The following is a 21,286-nucleotide window of genomic DNA, read 5'->3' on the forward strand; positions in this document are numbered from 1 at the left end:
TCCCCCACGTCTCTCGGCCGAACCCCTGATGACTGTGACCAGGATCATTGGTCCCGCACATCGGGTAAACGTCTCATGTTCGGCTTATGACGACACCATTACACGGCGTACAGGGGAGCGCGCGGTCAGCAGCCCTTCGGCTGGTCAGGCAGCTCGCCGAGGAAAACCCGGCGCACCACCCGCTCGGCAGCCCGCCCGTCGTCCAGCCCGCAGAACCGGCTGCGGAAGCGCTCACGGGCCTTGTCCGCCGCGTCCGAGCGCACCGCGTCGGTCCGGAACAGATCGAGCAGGTCGGCGAACGTGGCCGCCACCGCGCCCGGTGGCTCCGCCGTGACGTCGAAGTAGACCCCCCGGGCCAGGCGGTACGCCTCCCAGTCCGGTGTGTAGAGCACGATGGGCCGGTCCAGCACCGCATAGTCGAACATCGCCGAGGAGTAGTCGGTGACCAGCACGTCGGCGACCAGGTAGAGGTCCTCCACGCGCTGGTAGCCGCTGACGTCGCGGACCCGGAGGTACTCGGACGGACGACCGGGTCGGCGCTCCCGGTCGTGGAAGTAGTGGCTGCGCATCAGCAGCCGACCCGAGTCACCCAGCGCGTCGACGAACCGGTCCGGGTCGAACGGCGGGCGGTAACCGGGCAGGTGCTCGCGATGCGTCGGGGCGTACAGCACCACCTGCTCGTCGGGGGTGAGGCCGAACTCGGCGCGCAGCCGGCGTACCTCGTCGGGACCGGCGGCGACCAGCCGGTCGTTGCGCGGGTAACCCACCTCCAGGGTGGCGTACGTGGCCGGGTAGGCCCGGTCCCACATCTGGGTGGAGAAGCTGTTGGAGCTGACGCTGTAGTCCCAGCGGTCCACCCGGCGCAGCAGGCCGGCGAAGTCCATCCGGCCCGCGCCGATCGGATAGCGCTGCTGGTCCAACCCCATCACCTTTACCGGCGTGCCGTGATGGGTCTGCACGTGCACCTGCTCCGGCCGCTTACGGACGAAGTCCGGGTAGTTCACGTTGTTGACCAGCCACCGGGCGCGGGCCAGCACCCGGTAGTAGGCCGGCGTGCCGGCGACCACGTACTCCACCCCGTCCGGCACGGCGTCCACCCGGTCGCGGCGCACGATCCACACCCCGCGCACCTCGGGGGCCAGCCGGCGGGCGGCCTCGTAGATCGCGGCCGGGTTGCAGGAGTATCCCCGGAACCAGTAGGCGGCGTACACCGCGAGCGTCGGGTCCACCGGCCGGCGCAGCTCCGCCCGGTAGTACTCGCGCAGCAGTCCGTCGCGGGTGAGCCGGGCGCCGCGCCGGGCCACCGGGCCGACCCGACGCCGGGCGGTACGCGCCTGCCGGCGGGCCGTGTCGCGGGCCCGACTGGCGGCCCGCAGGGCACTGAACGTCCGCCACCGGCCACTCGCGACCAGCCGGTGCTTCACCCCCTCGACGCCGTCCGGCACGGGGTACCCCCCGACCGGCAGCCACCGCGCGTAGTCCGCGGTTATCTGCGCGAAGAACACCGGCCGCAGCTCGGGCGCGATGCGCTGACCATTGCCGAGCACGGTGAGGTAGTGCCAGATCATCCGCTCGAAGACCGCCGGCCGCAGCGCGTCCACGGCCGGCGACCAGGCATCCATCAGGAGGAAGACCCGGTGCCACTGGGCGAAGACCTCGAAGTGCCGGTCCCCCCGGGTCTTCGTGATCGCGCCGGCGCGGCGCTGCCGGTAATTCACGCACACCCGATCGAGTACGCCGATCTGACGTGCCCCCATCAGCACCGGGTAGCTGAACGAGACGTCCTCGTACCAACCGGCCGCGAAGCGCAGACCCAAATTGACCAGGAATTCCCGGCGGACCAACCGGTTCCAGGCGGTGTGCAGCAGCCGCATGGCCTCCGGCCGTTCCCGCAGCGCGAACGTCTCCGGGCCGGGCGACTCGGGGAACACCTCGGCCATCGCGCTGCGGGTGGCGGTGTCGTTCCAGTGTGTCCGGACGTGGTCCACCAGCAGCACGTCCGGCCGGGTCGCCCGCAGGCGGTCGGCCACCTCCGACAGGCAGTCCGGCGCCAGCCAGTCGTCCCCGTCGAGGAACCACACGTACTCGCCGACGGCCCGGTCCAACCCGATGTTGCGGGCTGGACCGAGACCGACGTTCTCCGACAGTCGGACGGCCCGGACCCGCTGGTCACGGGCCGCGTACTCGTCGATGATCTCGCCGCTGGCGTCCGGCGAGCAGTCGTCGACCGCGATCAGCTCGAGGTCGGTCTCCGACTGGCCCAGGATCGAGTCCAGGCACTCGCGCAGATAACCCTGCACCCGGAAGGCCGGCACCACGAAACTGATCAGGGTCATCCGGCCGCCCCTTTCGTCAGCGCGGCGCGACACCTCCCGCGCCCACCGGCGCGGCCGACGCCCGCGCGCCACGGGCCGGCCGGACGAACCAGGCCAGGACGACGCTCACCACGAAAACCACGAGAAGGTACGCACCGAGTGTAGCCATGCCGATACTCACGACGCCGGCAATCGCCAGGAGGGCGAGCAGCACCGATCGTCCGTCCCAGCCCAGCGTGGCGGCGTGCAGCGGGGGTGCCGCCTGCCGCTTCTCCAAGCGGGCGGTCAGGTCGTAGTGGTGCACGGTGAGCACGAAGACGTACCCGAAGATCAGCCATCCGGGCGCGTCACCGACCACACCGACCGCGATCGCGAACAGGTACTCGGCGGCCCGCAACGCGGCCGGCACCAGCCAGTCCAGCGGCCCGTTGTGCGCGGCCCCCGCGCCGAGGCCGCCGGCCAGCAGCACCAGCAACGCCACCGGCACCGCCCAGCGCAGCCCGTCCGGCGCGTCGCCCAGCAGGGCGGCGACCAGCAGCGCCGCCGGACCGAGCGCGGCGATCACCGCCAGGGTGAGCGGCCCCATCGGGCGGACCACCGGCAGCCGACGCGCCAACGGACCGTCGTCGCGGTGCAGGGTGGCGTCGACCGTGTCCAGCACCGGCACCCACATCCAGCGGGCCCGCAGCGTCCGCAGGGCACCGGTGTACGCGAACGCCAACCCACCCCACACCAGCACCGCGATCAGGCTGACCAGCGGGTTGAACAGCGCCACCGTCAGCGCGATGAGCGCCCACCGCTCCCCGATCGGGAAGACGACGGTCCGCTTCAGCCAGTACGACACCGAGCCGGTGTCGGCCTGGACCCGGGTGGACGCGGCGTTCAGCCGGTCACCGATCCCGCCGCTGACGCCCGTCGTACGCGGTCGGCGAGCCGCCTCGTCGTGCAGCGCCCCGTACCAGGTGTCGGTCATGTGCCGGACGGTCTGCAACGTCATCGCGGCGATGGCGAGGGCCCAACCGTTGCCCAGCCCGGCGTGGCTCACGCCGAAGCCCAGCCCGGCGTAGACCAGGTACTCCTTGGCCCGGTCGGCCATCGTGTCCAGCCAGCCGCCCCAGGCGCTGAAGTGCCGGGTGTAGCGGGCCAACTGGCCGTCCACGCAGTCCAGCACGAAGCCGAGGTAGAGCAGCACCGCGCCGCTGACGAGCGCGAGCCGCCCACCGGCCCCGAACAGCACCGCGGCGGCCAGCGCGAAGAGCACCGAGATCACCGTCACCCCGGTCGGGGTGAGCCGCAGCCGGGCCGCCAACCGCACGACGTACGGCGACCAGGTGCTGACGAAGTACGTCGAGAAGAAGTCGTCCCGCTCCTTCACCGACAGCCGCAACTCGGCCCGGTCCTCGTCGACGGCGGTCACCGCCGCCTCGGCGGCGACCAGGCCGGCGGCGTCCTCGACCCGGTGCGCCACGAGCAGACGTACCCGCTGGGCGAAGATCAGGGTGCCGAGGGCCGCAAGACCCGCGACGAGCCGGTCCACGGCGGACCCGGGGTCGTCGTGGCCGGCGCCCCCGCCCGCCGGCAGCGGCGACACGTCGCCGACCGGGCCGACCGGGGCGGCGACCGGCCGCGCGCCGACGGCGGCGGCCCGCGCGGCGGCGGCGAGGGTCGGCAGGTCGTCCACGCCGACCCGGAGCGCGCCACCGAACACGCCGGTAGCCTCGCCGTCGAGAGCGTCCAGCGGGCCCGCGTCGACCACCTGGCCGCGCTCCTCGCGCACGGCCGTCCGGCCCGGCACCGGCGGGTCACCCAGCACCAGCGCCACGGTCGGTCCCACCGGGCTGGTGGCGAGGTGCCGCAGCACGGCGGTGTGCGCCACCAGGTCGGTGCCGCTGACCAGCAGCGGACCGGTGGCGGCGTCGGCCAGCGCGGCCAGCTCGTCCAGGGTGGCGGCGAAGCGCACCTCGGCCGCACCGGCCCGGCGCAGCTGTTCGGCGAGCCGGTCGGCCAGCGGCTCGCCGCTCGCGGTGGTGAGGCCCGCCGCGGACGTCCCGGCGGCGAGCACGATCGCGAGCGTCACCGCGGGACCGCGGCGTGGTACGCGTCGAGCGCCTCGGCGATCGTGCCGTCGAGCGTCAACCGGCCCGCGTCGAGGTACAACCCCCGACGGCAGAACCGGGTCAGGTCCTTTTCGTTGTGTGACACCAGCACGAGCGTGCGCCCCTCCCCGAGCAGACGGTCAATCGTCGCGTAACACTTCTTGCGGAACTCCGCGTCCCCGACCGCGGTCACCTCGTCCATCAGCAGGATCGGGTGCGGCAGGTGCGAGATGATCGCGAAGCCCAGCCGCACCTTCATCCCCGACGAGTAGTGCCGCACCGACGTGTCGATGGCCCGTTCCACCTGCTCGCCGGCGAACTCGACGATCTCGTCGAAGTGCCGCTTCAGGTAGCTCGTCGACAGCCCGTGCAGCCCACCGACCAGGTGCAGGTTCTCCCGGCCGGTCAGGTCGTTGGAGAAGCCGGCGGACAACTCCAGCAGCGGCGCCACCGCGCCGTGCACCCGGATGTCGCCCTCGTCCGGGATGAGCACCCCGGCGATCAGCCGCAGCAGCGTGCTCTTGCCGGTGCCGTTACGGCCGATCACGCCGACGGTCTCGCCCGGCTCGACGGTGAACGACACGTCGCGCAGCGGCCAGAACTGGCCGGGCAGGGCGCCGCGCCCACCCCGATGGATGAACAGCTCCCGCAGCCGCAGTTGACGGCGACGGTTGCGGACGAACCGGATGCCCAGACCGTCCGCCTCGATGATCGGCGTAGCCACGTCAGAGCTCCTTGAGCACGGCGGGCTCCAACCGGCGGAACGACCACCAGCCGGCGGCCAGCACCAGCAGGCTGCCGACGATCGTCGTGGCGAGCAGCCGGGCGTCCGGAAACTCGTCCGGGTACCAGATCGCGTGGTGCAGCTGGAAGATCCCGACCAGCGGGTTCAGCTCGTACACCACCTTCAGCCAGTGCGGCAGGCCGGACTCCCGGACCAGGCTGAGCGGATAGATGATCGGCGTGGCGTAGAAGAGCACCCGGATGATCAGCCGCATCAGCCGTTCCACGTCGCGCATCAGCACGTTCCAGGCCGACAGCAACAGGGCCAGCCCGATCAACAGCACGGCCTGCACGGCCACCGCCAGCGGCAGGGCGAGCAGCGACCAGCCGGGGTGGATCCGCCCGTGCGCCGCGTAGATCACCGCGATGGCGGCCAGGATCGGCAGGCCGGCGGCGTACTCGGCGAACCGTCCGCTGACCCGGCCGATCGGGAAGACCTGCCGGGGCACGTTCATCGTGGTGATCAGCCGGGACTGGCCGGTCAGCGCGTTCGTCGCCTCGCTCAGCGCCGAACTGGTCCACATCCAGGCGAAGATGCCGGTGATCAGGAACAGCGGGTACGACCCGGCCGCTTCGCCGAGGTGCCGGCCGGTGTCGCGGGAGTAGAGCACCCCGAACACGAACCAGTAGATCGCGCCCATGCCCAGCGGCTCGATCAGCGACCAGAAGTAGCCCAGCACCGACTGTTGGTACTTCACCGCCAGGTCCCGCCGGACCAGGATGCGCAGCGAGTTGCGGTGCGACCACAGGGCCGCGACGCCAGAGGTCACCGCCGCCTCCCGCCTCCCGCAAACGGACGCCAGGTTAGCAGTCGGTGAACGAATGCCCTGAATCGACCGGCTTCAGCACTCGATCACGTTGACGGCCAGACCGCCACGCGCCGTCTCCTTGTACTTGACCTTCATGTCGGCGCCCGTCTCCCGCATGGTCTTGATGACCTTGTCCAGCGACACCTTGTGCACACCGTCGCCGCGCAGCGCCAGCCGGGCGGCCGTGATCGCCTTGATGCTAGCCACGGCGTTGCGCTCGATGCAGGGGATCTGCACCAGGCCACCCACCGGGTCACAGGTCAACCCCAGGTTGTGCTCCATCCCGATCTCGGCCGCGTTCTCCACCTGCTCCGGCGTGCCGCCGAGCGCCTCGGCCAGGCCCGCCGCCGCCATCGAACACGCCGAACCGACCTCACCCTGGCAGCCGACCTCCGCGCCGGAGATCGACGCGTTCTCCTTGAACAGCACCCCGATCGCGCCGGCCGCGAGCAGGAACCGCACCACCCCGTCGTCGTCGGCTTTGTCGATGAAGCGGCTGTAGTAGTGCAGCACCGCCGGGATGATCCCCGCCGCGCCATTCGTCGGGGCGGTCACCACCCGACCCCCGGCGGCGTTCTCCTCGTTCACCGCTAGGGCGAACAGCGTCACCCAGTCCATCGCGTGCAACGGGTCGGCCGTCCCGGCGTCCGCCTCCAGGCCGCGCCGCAGCTCCGCCGCGCGCCGCCGGACCTTCAAACCCCCAGGGAGTACGCCGTCCCGCTCGCAACCGCGCTGCACGCACTCCCGCATCACCCGCCAGATCTCCAGCAGGCCCGCCCGGATCTCCGCCTCGCTGCGCCACGAGCGCTCGTTGGCCAGCATCACCTCGCTGATCGACAGCCCGGTGGCGCTGGTGACCTCGAGAAGCTGCGCCCCGGTCAGGAACGGGTACCGCACCCGCGTCGTGTCCGGCTTGATCTTGTCCGCGCCCGCCGCCGCCTCGTCCACCACGAAACCGCCGCCCACCGAGTAGTAGGTGCGGATCCTGACCTCCTCGCCGGCCGCGTCGAAGGCCGCGAAGGTCATCCCGTTCGGGTGGTACGGCAACGACCGGCGGCGGTGCAGCGTCAGGTCCCGATCGGGGTCGAAGTCGATCTCGTGCGCGTCGAGGAGGCTGATCCGCCGCTCGGCGCGGATACGCTCGACGCGAGGACCTACGGTGTCCGTGTCGACCGTCTCCGGGGACTCGCCGGCAAGCCCCAGCAGCACCGCCGGCCCGCTGCCGTGCCCGTGCCCGGTGGCGCCCAGCGACCCGAACAGCTCCGCCTGCACCCGCGCGGTGTCGGCGAGCAGCCCGTCGGCCTTGAGCCCGGCGACGAACGTACGCGCCGCCCGCATCGGCCCCACCGTGTGCGAGCTGGACGGCCCGATGCCGACGCTGAAGAGGTCGAAAACACTGATCATGGCTGCGCTTCCTCGGCGTGCTCCCGTGGTGCGGGGTCCGCCCGGTCGTGGCCGCCGGTCGGCAGCCCCGCTCGTGACCGCCCGGTCGGGTGGCCGCCGGCCACCCTGGGTGCGGGTGCCCGACCTGTCAGCCTACCTGCCCTGCTCACCCCTTACCCCAGCACCGCAGCCCGGCCTGCCGCCCGCCTCTCCTCCACCCTCCGGACAGCCCGTGTGAACGCCCGGCCCGCATGATCGCGCTCGCCGCATGACCGCGCTCGCCGCATGACCGCGCTCGCCGCATGATCGCGCTCGAACCTTGTTGTAGTGGCCTCGGACGCGGCCGGAAGCCACTACAACAAGGTTCGAGCGCGACCTTGACGCGGGCGCGGGGCGCTTGGCGCGGAGTGCGAGCGGGACGCGGGGCATCGAGCGAGGCGCGGGGCATCGAGCGGGGACCGCACGGGTAAGTACCTACGGGTCCACGGGTCGCTGATCCTCCTCGGGACCGAGGGCGGAGCGGCCGCCCCTTTCTACCGTGGATTGCAGACGCGGCACACCGCCGCAGAGTGGGAGTACGACGATGAGTCGCAAACTGGTCCGACCCCGCCAGGGGCGCATGCTCGCCGGTGTCTGCGCCGGCCTCGGTCAGCGGTTCGGCATGTCGGCCGGGATGGTCCGGCTGCTGTTCCTGCTGTCCCTGCTGCTGCCCGGCACGCAGGTGGTCGTCTACCTGATCCTCTGGATCCTCATGCCCAACGAGGACCGCTACCTGGCCTCCACCGGCCACTGACCCCATCCCGGCGCCCGATCGGGCAGTCCATTCTCGGTGGCACCCGTCGCTGCCGGATCGCAACTTCGGGGTTACTGCTGCCTCCGGCGTCCGTGAGACAGCAGTAACCCTGAAGTTGCGCAGATCTTGGCGGGCACCCAGCCCGGCACAGCCCACCCTGCCGCTGATCCACTCCGCATCGGCGATGCGGCGCTTTCAGGACACGGTGACACCCCAACATCGGCGATGTGGAGTGGATCAGCTCGCGTGTCCGCGTGTCCGCGTGTCCGCGTGTCCGCGTGTCCGCGTGTCCGCGCGACGGCACGGCAGGTCGGTCGGCCAACCCCGGCAGACCGGGCAGCGCCCGCCCCGACCATCGTCGGGACGGGCGCTGCCGCAACACGAGAGCGCCGAGGCGCCGGGGTCAGGGGGCCGTGTAGGTGACCGTGACCTGTTGGTAGCCCAGCGAGCGCAGCAGCCCTTCCAGCATCTTTCGGGTGTTCTCCTCGGCGCGGGCGGAGAGCCCACTGTCCCGGGCGGCGGCGGTGATCCGCTCCTCGGCGAGCTGGTAGATCTGCTGCTGCCGGTTGGGGTCGTTACCGACCAGGTCACCGAGCCGGTTGAGCAGGCCGCGCTGCTCGGCGAAGACGTAGCTCTTCTCCATGTCGAGGTTGGTCTCGCCGAGCTGCGGGGCGGGCAGCTTGATCTCGACGGACTTGCCGTCGGCGGACTGCACCACGGCACCTTCACCGATCTTGGTGAAGTCGACGTACGCCTCGATGCTGCCGGCTCCGACAAACAGCGTGCGCTCGTTGAGCAGGAAGTCCGGGACGTTGCGCCGGTCGTTCTGGGTGTCGACCACGACCTGGAAGTTGCCTTCGGCCGCCACGTAGCGGCTCAGATCCTGGATCGACTTCAGCAGCGGCGGCTGGCTGCGGTCGGTCTGCTCCTTGGCGAACGGGTTACGGAAGTCCGGCAGGAAGCCGGTCGCCTGCACGCCGAGCAGCACCACCACGGCCAGCGCGGCGGCGCCGAGCAGCAGGAGCAGCCCACGGGCCGCACCCCCACCCCCACCCCCACCCCCGCCAGTGCCAGGACCATCGGTGCCATCCGGCCCGCCCGGAGTCGGGTCGGGTGTCGCGGCCGAGCGTTCCCTGAGGTCGTCGCCGGTCGGGTAACCGGGGAACTCCCTCGTGGGCTCGTTGATGTCAGCGTCGCGAGCCATCACACTCACCGTCCTCGTCAGACACGTCGTCTGTCAATGACGGTACGGCCCCCGTACGACAGCCGCGCGGCGAGCGGCCGGAATGCGTAAACGGGCAGGTCAGGCGAAGGCGGAGAGCCCGGTGAGCCGCTGGCCGACGATCAGCTGGTGGATCTCCGAGGTGCCCTCGTACGTCAACACGCTCTCCAGGTTGTTCGCGTGCCGCAGCACCGGGTACTCGCCGGAGACGCCGTTGGCGCCGAGGATGGTGCGGCACTGCCGGGCGATGGCCAGTGCCTCCCGCACGTTGTTCAGCTTGCCGACGCTCACCTGGTCGGGGCGGAGCCGACCGGCGTCGGCGAGCCGGCCGAGGTGCAGCGCGAGCAGTTGCGCCTTCACCAGCTCGACGGCCATGTCGGCGAGCTTGGCCTGGGTGAGTTGGAACCCGGCGAGCGGTCGGCCGAACTGGGTGCGCGTGGTGGCGTACGCCAGGGTGGTTTCCAGGCAGTCGCGCGCCGCGCCGACGGCACCCCAGACGATGCCGTGGCGGGCCTCGGTCAGGCAGCTCAGCGGGGCCTTGAGCCCGACGGCCCCGGGTAGTTGGGCGTCGGCCGGAAGCCGGACGTCGTCGAGCACGATCTCGCCGGTCAGCGACGCGCGCAGCGACATCTTGCGGCGGATCTCGCGCGCCGTGACACCGGGCGTGTCCATGGGTACGGCGAAACCGCGTACCCCGTCGTCGGTTCGCGCCCAGATCACGGCGACGTCGGCGATCGGCGCGTTGGTGATCCACATCTTGCCGCCGGCGAGCACCCAGTCGTCGCCGTCGCGGCGGGCCCGGGTGGCCATGGACCCCGGGTCGGAGCCGTGGTCGGGCTCGGTGAGGCCGAAGCAGCCGATCGCCTCACCGGTCGCCATCGGGGGCAGCCAGCGCTGCTTCTGCTCCTCGCTGCCGAAGCGCCAGATGGCATACATCGCCAGCGAGCCCTGCACCGAGACCAGCGAACGCACCCCCGAGTCGGCGGCCTCCAACTCCTGACACGCCAGCCCGTACGCGACGGCGGACGCGCCCGCGCAGCCGTACCCGCTCAGGTGCATGCCGAGCAGCCCGAGCTTGCCGAACTCCCGGGCCAGCTCGCGGGCCGGCACGCGACCCTCCTCGTACCAGTCGGCGACGTGCGGGCGGACCCGGTCGTCGACCAGTCGGCGGACGACATCGCGGATCTGCCGCTCCTCCTCGGTGAACGACGGGTCCAGGTCGAGCAGATCGAGGGCAGTCATGCCGTCACCTTAGTGAAGCCTCAGGCCGTACCGCTCACTCGACGGCCGGGCCGCTCACTCGCGCTCACTCGACGGGCTCGGAGAGCACCAGGACCCGGGCGTGGATCTGGTTGCGCTGTTGCAGCGCGGCGCGCAGCGCGCGGTGCAACCCGTCCTCCAGGTAGAGGCCACCACTCCACTGCACGACGTGCGGGAAGAGGTCGCCGTAGAAGGTCGAGTCCTCCGCGAGGAGCTTGTCGAGCGCCAACTCGCGCTTGGTGGTGATCAACTGATCCAGACGCAGCGGACGGGGCGGAATCTCCGCCCACTGCTTGAGCGTCAGGTTGTGCTCCGGGTAGGGACGCCCGTCCCGGACCGCTCTGAAGATCACGACGGCACGCTCCCCTCCCCGAGACCGGACGGACCGACGGCGCCGAGCCGGGCCGCGGCGGACGCCGCGTGGCGCGGCGCCGATGACCGTGCCAGCCTAGCGGCCCCACGCACGCGACGTTCTGCTCCCTGATGTCAGTTTCGCCATCGCTCGTCCGATCCTCAACCCGACGAACGGGACGCCGCGCTCAACTCCACCGGCCGCGCCGCACCACCTCGTCGATCCCGCGCCGGCCGCGACGCAACGATGGTGACCGATGGTCGGGTGCTCGGTAACCGATTGTGATGGCGCCGATGGGCTGGTACTCCGCCGGCACGCCGAAGCTCTCCCGGTACGCGGCCAGCCGCTGGGGCGGGATACCGAAGAAACACGCACCCAGCCCCTCGTCCACCGCCGTGAGCAGCATGAGCAGCGCGGCGAAGCCGGTGTCGACGTACCAGTAGGGCACCGGCCAGCGGTCCTTCGACCGGTCGGTCCAGCCCTTGTCGGGCTCCGCGTACCGGGTCAGGTAGGCCGACTCGTTGGCGTGCGGCACCACGATGAGCGGCGCGCGGCGCATCCCCGCCAGCCAGCGCTCCCGGCCTCCACCGTCGGGCGTGGTGGCCGCCCAGAACCGCTCCCGGTCGGCCGGTTCCTCCAGCACCAGGAAACCCCAGCCCTGGGCGAAGCCGGCCGACGGGGCGCGTACGGCGTGGTCGAGCAGCCGGTCCACCACGTCGGGCGGGACCGGACGGTCCGGGTCGTAGTTGCGGACCATCCGTCGACGGCGGACGACCTCGGCGAACTCCATCAGGCCCCGGGACGGATGCCCCAGGCACCCCGCCAGGTCGTGCCGGGCTTGAGCGCGAGCACGTCCCGGCCCGACCGGAACGCGTCCGGCGGGCAGGTCATCGGCTCGATCGCCACCGACCGGCGGTGTCGCTCGCCGGTGAGCGCGTCACCGGTGAAGACCTGCCACCAGCCGAACTCCGCGTCCGCCCAGATGCTCACCCCGGACGAGGAATCCGGTGCCGCCAGGCTCACCGAGGAGCCGCCGTCGGCGTCGCGGACGACCTCGCCGAAGCACAGGTCCAACTCGGCGTCGCCGATCCGGCGCGGGCTGGTCCAGTCGTACTCGGTGCCGGCCACCGGCGTCGCGCCGACCGGGAGCAACCGGCCGTCCACCATGATCCGGGTACGCGCCGGAAGCCGCATGACCAGGTCGTCCACGGCGACACCCGGCAGTTGCAGGTACGGGTGCACGGAGAAGCCGAACGGGGCGACCTCGGTGCCCACGTTCGTCACCTCGTGCTCGGCCCGCAGGCCGTCCGCGCTCACGCTCCACCGGCTGACCAGCCGCAGCGGCCACTCGTAGCCGGGTTGCGGCGGCAGGTCGTAGCCGAGGGTCACCGCGTCGGTGGACTGCTCCAACAGCCGCCACGGCACCCAGTTGACCAGCCCGTGGATGGCGACGTGCCGCTCCGGCTCGGTCAACGCGAGCTGGTGCGTCCGGTCGCCGTACGCGTAGCGCCCGTCCCGGATCCGGTTCGGCCAGGGCGCGAGCACCTGTCCGGCGCAGCCGGGGCAGACCTCGTCGACGCCGTACCCGTCGAGCAGGTCGACGCCGTCGTGCCGGTACGTCCGCAGCCCGCCGCCCACCTCGACGATGACGGCCTCGTGGCCCGCGGCGGCGATGGTCCACTGTGCGCCGGAGAAGGGGCGCTGCTCAGGGCTGTCCATGCCGGCGACCCTAACCGGTCACGGCCGGTCGCCGCTCGACGCCGTCGTGGCCCGGTAGCGCAGCAGCGCCGGGAAGGCGACCGCGAGCACCACGACGAGCACCGCCGAGGCGAGTCCGCCGGCGACCCAGGCCACCCCGCCGCCGAACCCGGCCGCCATGGTGCCGGCCCGCAGGTCACCGAGGCGCGGGCCGCCGGCCACCACCACGGTGTTGACGCCCTGGAGTCGGCCGCGCATGCGGTCCGGCGCGTACACCAGCAGCATGGACTGCCGGAGTACGGCACTGACCAGGTCGGCGGCGCCGGCCACGGCGAGCAGCAGGACCATCAGCCAGAGCTGGTGGGCCAGTCCGGCCGCGGCAATCGCGACGCCCCAGGCGACCACCGCGACGACCAGGCCGACCCCCTGCCGCCGCAGCCGACCGATCCAGCCGGAGGTCAGCCCGCCGATCATGGAGCCGATCGCGATGGCGCTGTAGAGCAGGCCGACCGAGCCGCCCCCACCGAACCGCTCGTTGGCGATCTCCGGAAACAGGGCCCGCGGCATGGCCAGGATCATCGCGATCAGGTCCACGCCGAACGAGAGCAGCAGGACGGGCGTGGTGGCCAGGTACCGGAAGCCGTCGATCACGCTGGCCAGGCCGGCCCGGCGGACCTGCCCGTCGGCGCTCGGTTCGGGCGGCAACGCCGGCAGGCGCAGCGCCGCCCAGAGCATCGCCGTGAACAGCACCGCGTCCAGCCCGTACGCGATCGGCAGCACCACCCGCGTGTCCGACGAGGCGGCGAGGATGAGGCCGGCGGCGAGCGGACCGGCGACCGACGCGGCGGTGAAGGTCGTGTAGTTGAGGGTGCTCGCGGCCGGAACGAGGTTGTCGGGGACCAGCCGGGGCAGCATGGCGCTGCGGGCCGGCGAGGTGATCGCGAAGGCCACCGACTGCACCGCCATCAGCGCCAGCAGCAGCACCGGACTGCCCACGTTCAACAGCGCCTGGACCAGCAGCCCGAGGGTGGATGCCCAGAGCAACAATGAGCCGCCGAGCAGCACCGCACGGCGGTCGCGGGCGTCGGCGACCGCGCCACCCCAGAGCCCGAAGATCAGCAGGGGTACGAACGCGGCGATGCCCAGCAGACCGACCCAGAACGAGTCCCGGGTGAGGGCGTACATCTCCACCGGCACCGCGACGGCGGTGAACTGGAAGCCGAACATCGCCACGGTGTTGCCGAGCCACAGCCGTCGGTACGCCGGGACGCGCAGCGGGCGGACGTCGATCGCCCAGCGGCGCGCTCCGCGCGGCCGGGCCTCCTGCACACCGGTCACGGCGCCAACCGCTCGACGATCCAGTCACTTCCGTCGACACGACGGAAGCGCAGGCGGTCGTGCAGCCGACCGGACCGGCCCTGCCAGAACTCCACCGAGTCCGGCCGGACCCGCAGGCCGCCCCAGTGCGGCGGGGGCGGGATGGCGCTCTCGTCGGCGTACCGCTCGGCCACCTCGCGGTAGCGCTCCTCCAACGTGGCCCGGTCCGGCACCACGGACGACTGCGGGCTGGCCCACGCGCCCACCTGCGACCCGCGCGGCCGGCTGGCGAAGTACGACTCGGTCACCGCCCGCTCGACCGGGGCGATCACTCCTGCGACCACCACCTGCCGCTGCATCGGAAACCACGGAAAGACCAGGCTGGCGTACGGGTTGCCGGCCGCCTCGACGCCCTTGCGGGACAGGTGGTTGGTGAAGAAGACGAAGCCGTCCGGGTCGTACCCCTTGAGCAGCACGGTCCGCCCACTCGGCCGGCCGGCGGCGTCGGCCGTGCCCACCACCATGGCGTTGGGTTCGGGCAGCCCGTGAGCCACCGCGTCGGCGAACCACCTGTCGAACTGGGTGTACCAGTCGGCGGCCAGGTCAGCCTCGGTCAGGCCCAGGTCCGCGGCGTACTCGTTACGCATCGCGGCCGGGGCTGGTGTGTCGCCCGTCACGTCCCCACTCCTTCTCGGCGTGCTGACCGGCGCCCTCCCGCGCTGGCCAGACCGCTTCGCCCAGTCTCACCGACCGGCGCGGAGAATGCGCGCCCGGAGATGTCGCGTGCAGCACAGTCGCACTGGGTCGCGTATCCGGTTACCCAGCAGGCAAGATGTTCCGAACACATCCCTGAGGGTCGCCTAAGGCGCTCGGCCGACCGGGCCGGATCAGCTGATCGGGCGTACCGACCAGATCCAGGAGAGCGACATGGCCGACTTCAAACCCGGTCTGGAGGGCGTCGTCGCCTTCGAGACCGAGATCGCCGAACCCGACCGCGAGGGTGGCGCGCTGCGCTATCGCGGGGTCGACATCGAGGATCTGATCGGCCAGGTCTCGTTCGGCAACGTCTGGGCGCTGCTGGTCGACGGCCGGTTCGGGCCGGGCCTGCCGCCGGCGGAGCCGTTCCCGGTGCCGGTGCACTCCGGTGACATCCGGGTCGACGTGCAGTCGGCGGTCGCCATGTTGGCGCCGTACTGGGGCCTCAGCCAGCTGCTGGACATCTCCGACGAGCAGGCCCGCGAGGACCTGGCCCGGGTGTCGGTGACCGCGCTCTCCTTCGTCGCCCAGTCCGCTCGCGGTCTCGGCCTGCCGGCCGTGCCGCAGAAGGAGATCGACAAGGCGCAGACCATCGTCGAGCGGTTCATGAAGCGCTGGCGGGGCGAGCCGGACCCGCGGCACGTCAAGGCCGTCGACGCGTACTTCATCTCGGCCGCCGAGCACGGCCTGAACGCCTCCACCTTCACCGCGCGCATCGTCGCCTCCACCGGCGCCGACGCGGCGGCCTGCATCTCGTCGGGCATCGGCGCCCTCTCCGGCCCGCTGCACGGTGGCGCGCCGTCGCGCGTGCTCACCATGCTCGAAGCGGTGGAGCGCAGCGGCGACGCGGAGGGCTACGTCAAGGGTGTCCTCGACCGTGGTGAGCGGCTGATGGGCTTCGGCCACCGGGTCTACCGCGCCGAGGACCCGCGCGCCCGCGTGCTCCGGCGCACCGCCAAGGAGCTGGGCGCACCGCGCTTCGAGATCGCCGAGGCGCTGGAGAAGGCCGCCCTCGCCGAGCTTCAGGCCCGCCGTCCGGACCGGGTGCTCGCCACCAACGTCGAGTTCTGGTCGGCCGTCGTGTTGGACTTCGCCGAGGTACCGGCGCACATGTTCACGTCGATGTTCACCTGCGCGCGGATGGGCGGTTGGAGCGCGCACATCCTGGAGCAGAAGCGCCTCCAGCGGCTGGTCCGGCCGTCCGCCCGCTACGTGGGTCCCCAGGCCCGCAAGCCGTCCGACGTCGAGGGCTGGGGCGCCGTACCGCACGGCGTCTGAGGTGTAAGGAAGGGCCCCTTCTTAACGCCTCGCGTATAGGAAGGGGCCCTTCCTTACACCCAGCCGGTGGTGTGGCGAAGGACTCAGACCGCCCGTCGGGACCCCGGCCGTCGCCGCCAACCCCAGGTGCGAGGATGAGGGCCGGCAGTGTCGCCGGGCCCGCCCTCGCCCTTGCGGAAGGATCTTCAGAACCGTGGCTGACGCACCGATCATCCGGATTCCCGACGAGATCAAGCCCGCCGACGGCCGTTTCGGCTGCGGCCCGTCCAAGGTCCGTCCGGCGGCCGTGTCCGCGCTCGCCGAGGTGGCGACCAGCTACCTGGGTACGTCGCACCGGCAGAAGACGGTCCGCGACCAGGTGGCCCGGCTGCGCTCCGGCATCGCCGAGTTCTTCTCCCTGCCCGAGGGCTACGAGGTCGTGATCGGCAACGGCGGGACCACGGCGTTCTGGGAGGTCGCCACCTTCGGCCTGGTCCGTGACCGGGCCCAGTTCGCCAGCTTCGGCGAGTTCGGCGCCAAGTTCGCCAAGTCGGTCAAGGACGCCCCGTTCCTGGGCGAGCCGACGGTCCGCAAGGCCGAAGCGGGCAGCGCCCCGGCCCTGGTCGCCGAGGCCGGCGTGGACGTGTACGCGACGCCCCAGAACGAGACCTCGACCGGCGTGGCCGTGCCGATCAGCCGGGTGGCCGGCGCGGACGAGGGGTCACTGCTGCTGGTCGACGCCACCTCCGGCGCGGGTGGCCTGGAGGTCAACGTCGGCGAGACCGACGTCTACTACTTCGCGCCGCAGAAGTGCTTCGGCTCCGACGGTGGCCTCTGGCTGGCCCTGATGTCGCCGGCCGCGCTGGACCGGGCCGCCGAGATCAAGGCGTCCGGCCGTTACATCCCGGCCTTCCTCGACCTGGTGACCGCGATCGACAACTCCCGGCTCGAGCAGACCTACAACACCCCGGCGCTGGCGACCATCTTCCTGGCCGCCGAGCAGACCGACTGGATGAACGCGCAGGGCGGCCTCGCGTGGGCGGCGAAGCGCACGGCGGAGAGCGCCGCCACGGTGTACGGCTGGGCGGAGCGGTCCACGGTGGCCACCCCGTTCGTCACCGACCCGACGCTACGGTCCAACGTGGTCGCGACGATCGACTTCGCCGACGGGGTGGACGCCACCGCGATCGCCAAGGCGCTGCGGGCCAACGGCATCGTCGACACCGAGCCGTACCGCAAGCTCGGCCGCAACCAGTTGCGGGTGGCGCTGTTCCCGGCCGTCGAGCCGTCCGACGTCGAGGCTCTGACCGCCTCCATCGACTACGTGGTCGAGCGCCTCTGACCTTCGTCACGGTGGGTGTCCGTCGACGCCTCGATGGACACCCACCGTGATCATTGCCGCAGCTCAGTCACGACATGCGGGGTGTCGCTTCCCCCACCCTGAGACAGATGCGCGTACGGTGGTCCGAGACGCCTGGGTGGCCGACTCGTGGCGTGCGGCCAGCGAAGCGGGACGGAGGCAACGCTATGCGCCCAGTACGCTTCGTCGCCCTCTCCGAGGACGGCCAGGCCCTGGTGCTCGCCGACGAGGTCGGGCGACTGCTCGCCCTGCCGATCGACGAGCGCATCGCCGGTGTGATGCACCCCGAGCCAGGTGCCCCGCCGCTCGCGGTGGCACCGAGCACCGTCGACCCGATTCCCTCGCTGTCCCCCCGGGACATCCAGGCCCGCATCCGTTCCGGTGAGTCGGCCGAGGACGTTGCCCGGATCGCCGGAGTGCCGGTCGACCGGGTCCTGCGCTACGCCGGCCCGGTGCTCCAGGAGCGGGCCATGCTCGCCCAGCACGCCCGTCGCACCCGCCTCAAGGGCGCGGAGAAGCCCACCCCGCTCGCCGAGGTGGTCAACGGTCGGCTGAGCCAGCACGGCATCGACACCGAGAAGATCTCCTGGGACGCGTACCGGCGCGACGACGGCACCTGGCGGATCATCGCCACCTGGCCGTCGGGCAAGGCCACCGCGCAGGCCATCTGGGACATGGACAAGGCCCGGCAGGTGGTCACGCCGCACGACGACATGGCGCAATATTTGTGCGCCGAGCGGCCCACGCCGATCCTCGGCCAGGAGCCGGCGCCGGAGCGGAGCGGGCACGGCCTGCCCGGTCCGTCGCGCGGTGAGCCGAGTCGGGGTGGGCACGGGTTGCCGGCGGCGTCCGAGCACCCGCGACCGGGACGCGATCCAATCCGGGCCGGCCGGGACGCCCTGCTCGCCTCGCTGGACCGTCCACTCGGGGCCTCGTCGGGTCGCGGGCTCGAACCGCGTAACCCGGCGGCTCTCGCCGGGTCGGACGCGCCCCGGCAGCGGCCGGTCGGCGGGGGCGCTGCCGCGCTGCTCGGCGGTGGCCAGGGGTCGGCCTTCGACGACGACTCGGACGCGCCCAAGGAGGTCCCGGCCGTGCCGTCACTGGCGGTGCTGCGGCCCCGGCGGACCGGTACGGCCGCAGCGGCGGCCGGTGGCGAGTCCACCGACGCCAGCGGAAAGCCGCGCAAGCGCCTGCCGAGCTGGGACGACGTGCTCTTCGGCAGCGGTCCGGCCGCCCGCGAGTCCTCCTGACGTTTCGCGCTTGATCGACTCGGGTTCACGGAAGTCGCGCTGTCAGCACCTGCAAAACACCCCGACTTCCACGAACCCGAGTCGATCAAGGCCGTTCACGCGGGCGCGACGAATCAGAGCGGCCAGGCGGCGAGCCGGTCGTAACGCGGGCGTACCGGCCCGGGGTGGCTACGCATCAGCAGCAACTCCGTGGTCGGCCACTCCGGGCCCGCGTACTTGTCCAGGTCGGTGCGGTCGGCTTCGACGGCGGCCGGGTCCATCCGGTCCCCGGGCCGGGCCACGGTCAGGTGCGGGCGGAAGGGCTTTTCGTCGTACGCCACCCCAGCGAGCCGCAGCCGGTCCCGGACCAGCCGGGCCAGGCCGTGCAGCGCCTCGACATCGCCCTTGGCGTCCACCCAGAGCACCGTGTGCCGGCCGTCGCCGAACGCGCCACCGCCGCCGAGACGCAGCCGGGGCGGGACGTCCCGATCGGCGTGGAACGAGTCGGCGGCGAGCCCGAGCGCACTCTCCACGTCGACCAGCCGGCCGGCCCCGACGTCACCGAGGAACGCCAGGGTGAGGTGCAGGTCCGCCGGGTCGCTGAGCCGCACCTGGGCACCAGCGGCCGCCGCCGCGCCGACCCGCAGCCGGGCGACCTGGGCGCCGAGGTGGTCGACCGCCTCAGCGGGCGGGTTGACCGCGACGAACAGGCGCATTCGGGGTTCCGTCAACGGTGGCGTTGCCGGTGCCCGGCTCGGGCGGCCGGCAGGTTCAACCCGGCGGCGTGCAGCACGCCCTCCACGCGTACCCGCTCGATCTCCTGGTCGACGCCGGTCAGCTCGGCCAGGTGCTCGGTGATCCCCAGGGCCCGGCAGGCCAGCCGGAGCCGGTCGTCGTACGCCTGGACCACCGCGCCGTGCCAGACCATCGGCCGGCCGATGCCGCCGAGTCGCTGACCGCCGAGGCGGCGCAGGTCGGCCGCGAGCTGTTCCAGGGGACGACGGTCGGTGCGGTCGAACTCGCTGAGGTCGATGTCCCGGGTCAGCGCGTCGGCTTCGATGGCCCGGTCGAGGCGGGCGATGGTGCGTCGCTCCCGCCGGCGCTCGCGCCACTCGGCCCAGCCGCAGACCACCCGGTCGAGAATCTCGTCGTAGCAGAAGAGCAGGGCGAACACCGCCGGAATGCTGGCCATGGCGAGGAACGCCAGGGCCAGCATCAGCGCGCGTCCGACTCCCACATATCGACGCTAAGCCCCGTCGTGCCACCTCGCCAGCGATTTGGCCGCATCCGCGCTATCCGTGGATCGGGACCACGCTCGCGGGCCCCTACCCGGCGGTCGGCGGGGGCCCGAGCGTGTGGCTCAGCAGTCGGCGGAGGTGACGTAGAAGCGGGGCATGGGCAGCACGCGGAAGCGCAGCCGCGCACCGGAGCGGCGCAGTTGCCAGGTCAGCGCGATCAGCGCGGTGGCCAGCGAGATCAGCCCGCCCATCCAGATGCTCGCGCCGGCGCCGAAGTGCTCGGCGACCCAGCCGATCAGCGGTGCGCCGACCGGGTTGGTGCCCAGGAACACCAGCACCCACAGGGCCATCACCCGTCCCCGGAACGCGGCGTCCACGCCGAGCTGGACGCGCTGGTTGGCAGCCTGGGCGAAGAAGACCATGAAGAAGCCGGTGGGTACCAGCAGCGCGACGACCAGCCAGTACGCCGACGCGAAGCCGACCAGGGTGCCGAAGCTGGCACAGCCGATCGCGGCGCCGAGCACCAGCCACACCGAAGGGCGGCTGCGCCGGCCGGTGCCGCTGAGCGCGCCGCCCAGCGCGCCCACGGCAAGGGCGGTGCTGAACAGGCCGAACGAGGCGGCACCGGTGTTGAACACCGTCTTCGCCAGCGCGGCCAGGGTGAGCTGGAAGTTGAACAGCGACATGCCGATCACCGACATCACCGCCATCGGCAGCAGCAGGTCCGGTCGCCGCCACACGTACCGCAGCCCGTCGACGACCTTCGCGGACGCCCGCTCGTCGCGCGGCAGGAGCGCGTCGCGGTGCAGGTCGGCGGTCCGCATCCGGACGACGTTCACCAGCGGCGCGATGGAGCTGACGGCGGTGAACAGGAAGACCGGGCCGACGTCGAAGGCGGCGATCGCCAGACCGGCGACCGCCGGACCGACGATCCGGGCGGAGTTGAACACGGCGGCGTTCAGCGACAGCGCGTTGGGCAGCAGCGGGGTGCCGACGAGTTCGGAGACGAACGCCTGGCGGACCGGGGTCTCCACGGCGTTGGCCGTGCCGAGGAGCGCGGCGAACGCGAAGACGTGCCAGAGCTGCACCAGGTCGGTCAGGACCAGCAGGGACATGACGAGCGCCAGCACGCTCCAGAAGGCGTTCGCGGCGAACAGCAGGACCCGCTTGTCGTACCGGTCCGCGAGCCGGCCGGAGAAGAGGGTGAGCAGCAGCACCGGCGTGAACTGACAGGCGGTGACCACGCCGAGCGCGGTGGCCGAGTTGTCGGAGAGCTCGAGGACGAGCCAGTCCTGGGCGATGAACATCATCCAGACGCCGATCAGTTTGATCAGCTGCCCGGATGCGAAAAGGCGGTAGTTGCGGACCTGTAGGGACTGGAACATCGTGCTCAGCTTGGCCTGCACTCTCGGTGCGCC

The 21,286-nt window shown here is 71.9% G+C and carries 19 protein-coding genes; 4 read left to right on the forward strand and 15 right to left on the reverse strand.

Annotated elements, in window-relative coordinates:
- Positions 1-125 precede the first annotated feature (125 nt).
- From ABZ272_RS08200 to ABZ272_RS08220, 5 genes are all read right to left on the reverse strand, one after another.
- Positions 126-2,336, reverse strand: a complete 2,211-nt coding sequence (locus ABZ272_RS08200; RefSeq protein ID WP_355049174.1) for a bifunctional glycosyltransferase family 2 protein/CDP-glycerol:glycerophosphate glycerophosphotransferase — start codon at positions 2,334-2,336, stop codon at positions 126-128.
- Positions 2,337-2,352: 16 nt separating this feature from the next.
- On the reverse strand, positions 2,353-4,377 hold the full coding sequence (locus tag ABZ272_RS08205; RefSeq protein ID WP_355049325.1) for a DUF5941 domain-containing protein: 2,025 nt from the start codon (positions 4,375-4,377) through the stop codon (positions 2,353-2,355).
- An 11-nt stretch (positions 4,378-4,388) separates the two neighbouring features.
- On the reverse strand, positions 4,389-5,135 hold the full coding sequence (locus ABZ272_RS08210; protein WP_355049175.1) for an ABC transporter ATP-binding protein: 747 nt from the start codon (positions 5,133-5,135) through the stop codon (positions 4,389-4,391).
- A gap of 1 nt (position 5,136) precedes the next feature.
- Positions 5,137-5,964 carry an ABC transporter permease gene (locus ABZ272_RS08215; RefSeq protein ID WP_355049176.1) on the reverse strand — a complete coding sequence of 276 codons (828 nt, stop codon included), beginning with the start codon at positions 5,962-5,964 and terminating at the stop codon, positions 5,137-5,139.
- Between the two features lie 72 nt (positions 5,965-6,036).
- A complete protein-coding gene (locus ABZ272_RS08220) occupies positions 6,037-7,407 on the reverse strand; it encodes an L-serine ammonia-lyase (protein WP_355049177.1) in 1,371 nt (456 codons plus the stop codon).
- Positions 7,408-7,969: 562 nt separating this feature from the next.
- On the opposite strand from ABZ272_RS08220, the gene ABZ272_RS08225 reads away from it, so the two are divergent.
- Entirely contained in the window at positions 7,970-8,179 is a 210-nt protein-coding gene (locus tag ABZ272_RS08225) for a PspC domain-containing protein (RefSeq protein WP_355049178.1), read from the forward strand.
- A 403-nt stretch (positions 8,180-8,582) separates the two neighbouring features.
- On the opposite strand, the gene ABZ272_RS08230 is transcribed toward ABZ272_RS08225, so the two are convergent.
- From ABZ272_RS08230 to pdxH, 7 genes are all read right to left on the reverse strand, one after another.
- Positions 8,583-9,383: a DUF4230 domain-containing protein gene (locus ABZ272_RS08230; protein WP_355049179.1), complete on the reverse strand. Its 801-nt coding sequence runs from the start codon at positions 9,381-9,383 to the stop codon at positions 8,583-8,585.
- 99 nt (positions 9,384-9,482) lie between these two features.
- Positions 9,483-10,643 carry an acyl-CoA dehydrogenase family protein gene (locus ABZ272_RS08235; protein WP_355049180.1) on the reverse strand — a complete coding sequence of 387 codons (1,161 nt, stop codon included), beginning with the start codon at positions 10,641-10,643 and terminating at the stop codon, positions 9,483-9,485.
- 64 nt (positions 10,644-10,707) lie between these two features.
- Positions 10,708-11,013, reverse strand: a complete 306-nt coding sequence (locus ABZ272_RS08240) for a type II toxin-antitoxin system VapB family antitoxin (RefSeq protein ID WP_355049181.1) — start codon at positions 11,011-11,013, stop codon at positions 10,708-10,710.
- A 187-nt stretch (positions 11,014-11,200) separates the two neighbouring features.
- Complete coding sequence (locus ABZ272_RS08245; RefSeq protein WP_355049182.1) at positions 11,201-11,803, reverse strand: nitroreductase family protein; 603 nt, start codon at positions 11,801-11,803, stop codon at positions 11,201-11,203.
- Positions 11,803-12,732 (reverse strand): aldose 1-epimerase family protein, encoded by a 930-nt coding sequence (locus ABZ272_RS08250; RefSeq protein ID WP_355049183.1) that lies wholly within the window; start codon positions 12,730-12,732, stop codon positions 11,803-11,805. Before ABZ272_RS08250 ends, ABZ272_RS08245 begins: the two co-directional genes overlap by 1 nt.
- 18 nt (positions 12,733-12,750) lie before the next feature.
- Positions 12,751-14,049 carry an MFS transporter gene (locus tag ABZ272_RS08255; protein ID WP_355049184.1) on the reverse strand — a complete coding sequence of 433 codons (1,299 nt, stop codon included), beginning with the start codon at positions 14,047-14,049 and terminating at the stop codon, positions 12,751-12,753.
- Positions 14,046-14,675: a pyridoxamine 5'-phosphate oxidase gene (gene pdxH, locus ABZ272_RS08260; RefSeq protein ID WP_355049326.1), complete on the reverse strand. Its 630-nt coding sequence runs from the start codon at positions 14,673-14,675 to the stop codon at positions 14,046-14,048. Before pdxH ends, ABZ272_RS08255 begins: the two co-directional genes overlap by 4 nt.
- A gap of 280 nt (positions 14,676-14,955) precedes the next feature.
- Here pdxH and ABZ272_RS08265 point away from each other — a divergent pair, with 280 nt between their 5' ends.
- The 3 genes from ABZ272_RS08265 to sepH all read left to right on the forward strand — a co-directional run bounded on the left by ABZ272_RS08265 (position 14,956) and on the right by sepH (position 18,651).
- Complete coding sequence (locus ABZ272_RS08265; RefSeq protein ID WP_355049185.1) at positions 14,956-16,062, forward strand: citrate synthase 2; 1,107 nt, start codon at positions 14,956-14,958, stop codon at positions 16,060-16,062.
- 193 nt (positions 16,063-16,255) lie between these two features.
- Positions 16,256-17,383, forward strand: a complete 1,128-nt coding sequence (gene serC, locus ABZ272_RS08270) for a phosphoserine transaminase (protein ID WP_355049186.1) — start codon at positions 16,256-16,258, stop codon at positions 17,381-17,383.
- 185 nt (positions 17,384-17,568) lie between these two features.
- Entirely contained in the window at positions 17,569-18,651 is a 1,083-nt protein-coding gene (gene sepH / locus ABZ272_RS08275) for a septation protein SepH (protein WP_355049187.1), read from the forward strand.
- Between the two features lie 113 nt (positions 18,652-18,764).
- Here sepH and thpR read toward each other — a convergent pair whose 3' ends face one another.
- From thpR to ABZ272_RS08290, 3 genes are all read right to left on the reverse strand, one after another.
- On the reverse strand, positions 18,765-19,346 hold the full coding sequence (gene thpR / locus ABZ272_RS08280; RefSeq protein ID WP_355049188.1) for an RNA 2',3'-cyclic phosphodiesterase: 582 nt from the start codon (positions 19,344-19,346) through the stop codon (positions 18,765-18,767).
- A gap of 11 nt (positions 19,347-19,357) precedes the next feature.
- Positions 19,358-19,867, reverse strand: coding sequence for a hypothetical protein (locus ABZ272_RS08285; protein WP_355049189.1), 510 nt, complete (start codon positions 19,865-19,867; stop codon positions 19,358-19,360).
- A 123-nt stretch (positions 19,868-19,990) separates the two neighbouring features.
- Positions 19,991-21,274, reverse strand: a complete 1,284-nt coding sequence (locus ABZ272_RS08290; RefSeq protein WP_355049190.1) for an MFS transporter — start codon at positions 21,272-21,274, stop codon at positions 19,991-19,993.
- Positions 21,275-21,286: the final 12 nt, after the last annotated feature.

The sequence above is a fragment of the Micromonospora sp. NPDC005979 genome (genome assembly GCF_040614415.1).
Classification (GTDB): domain Bacteria; phylum Actinomycetota; class Actinomycetes; order Mycobacteriales; family Micromonosporaceae; genus Micromonospora.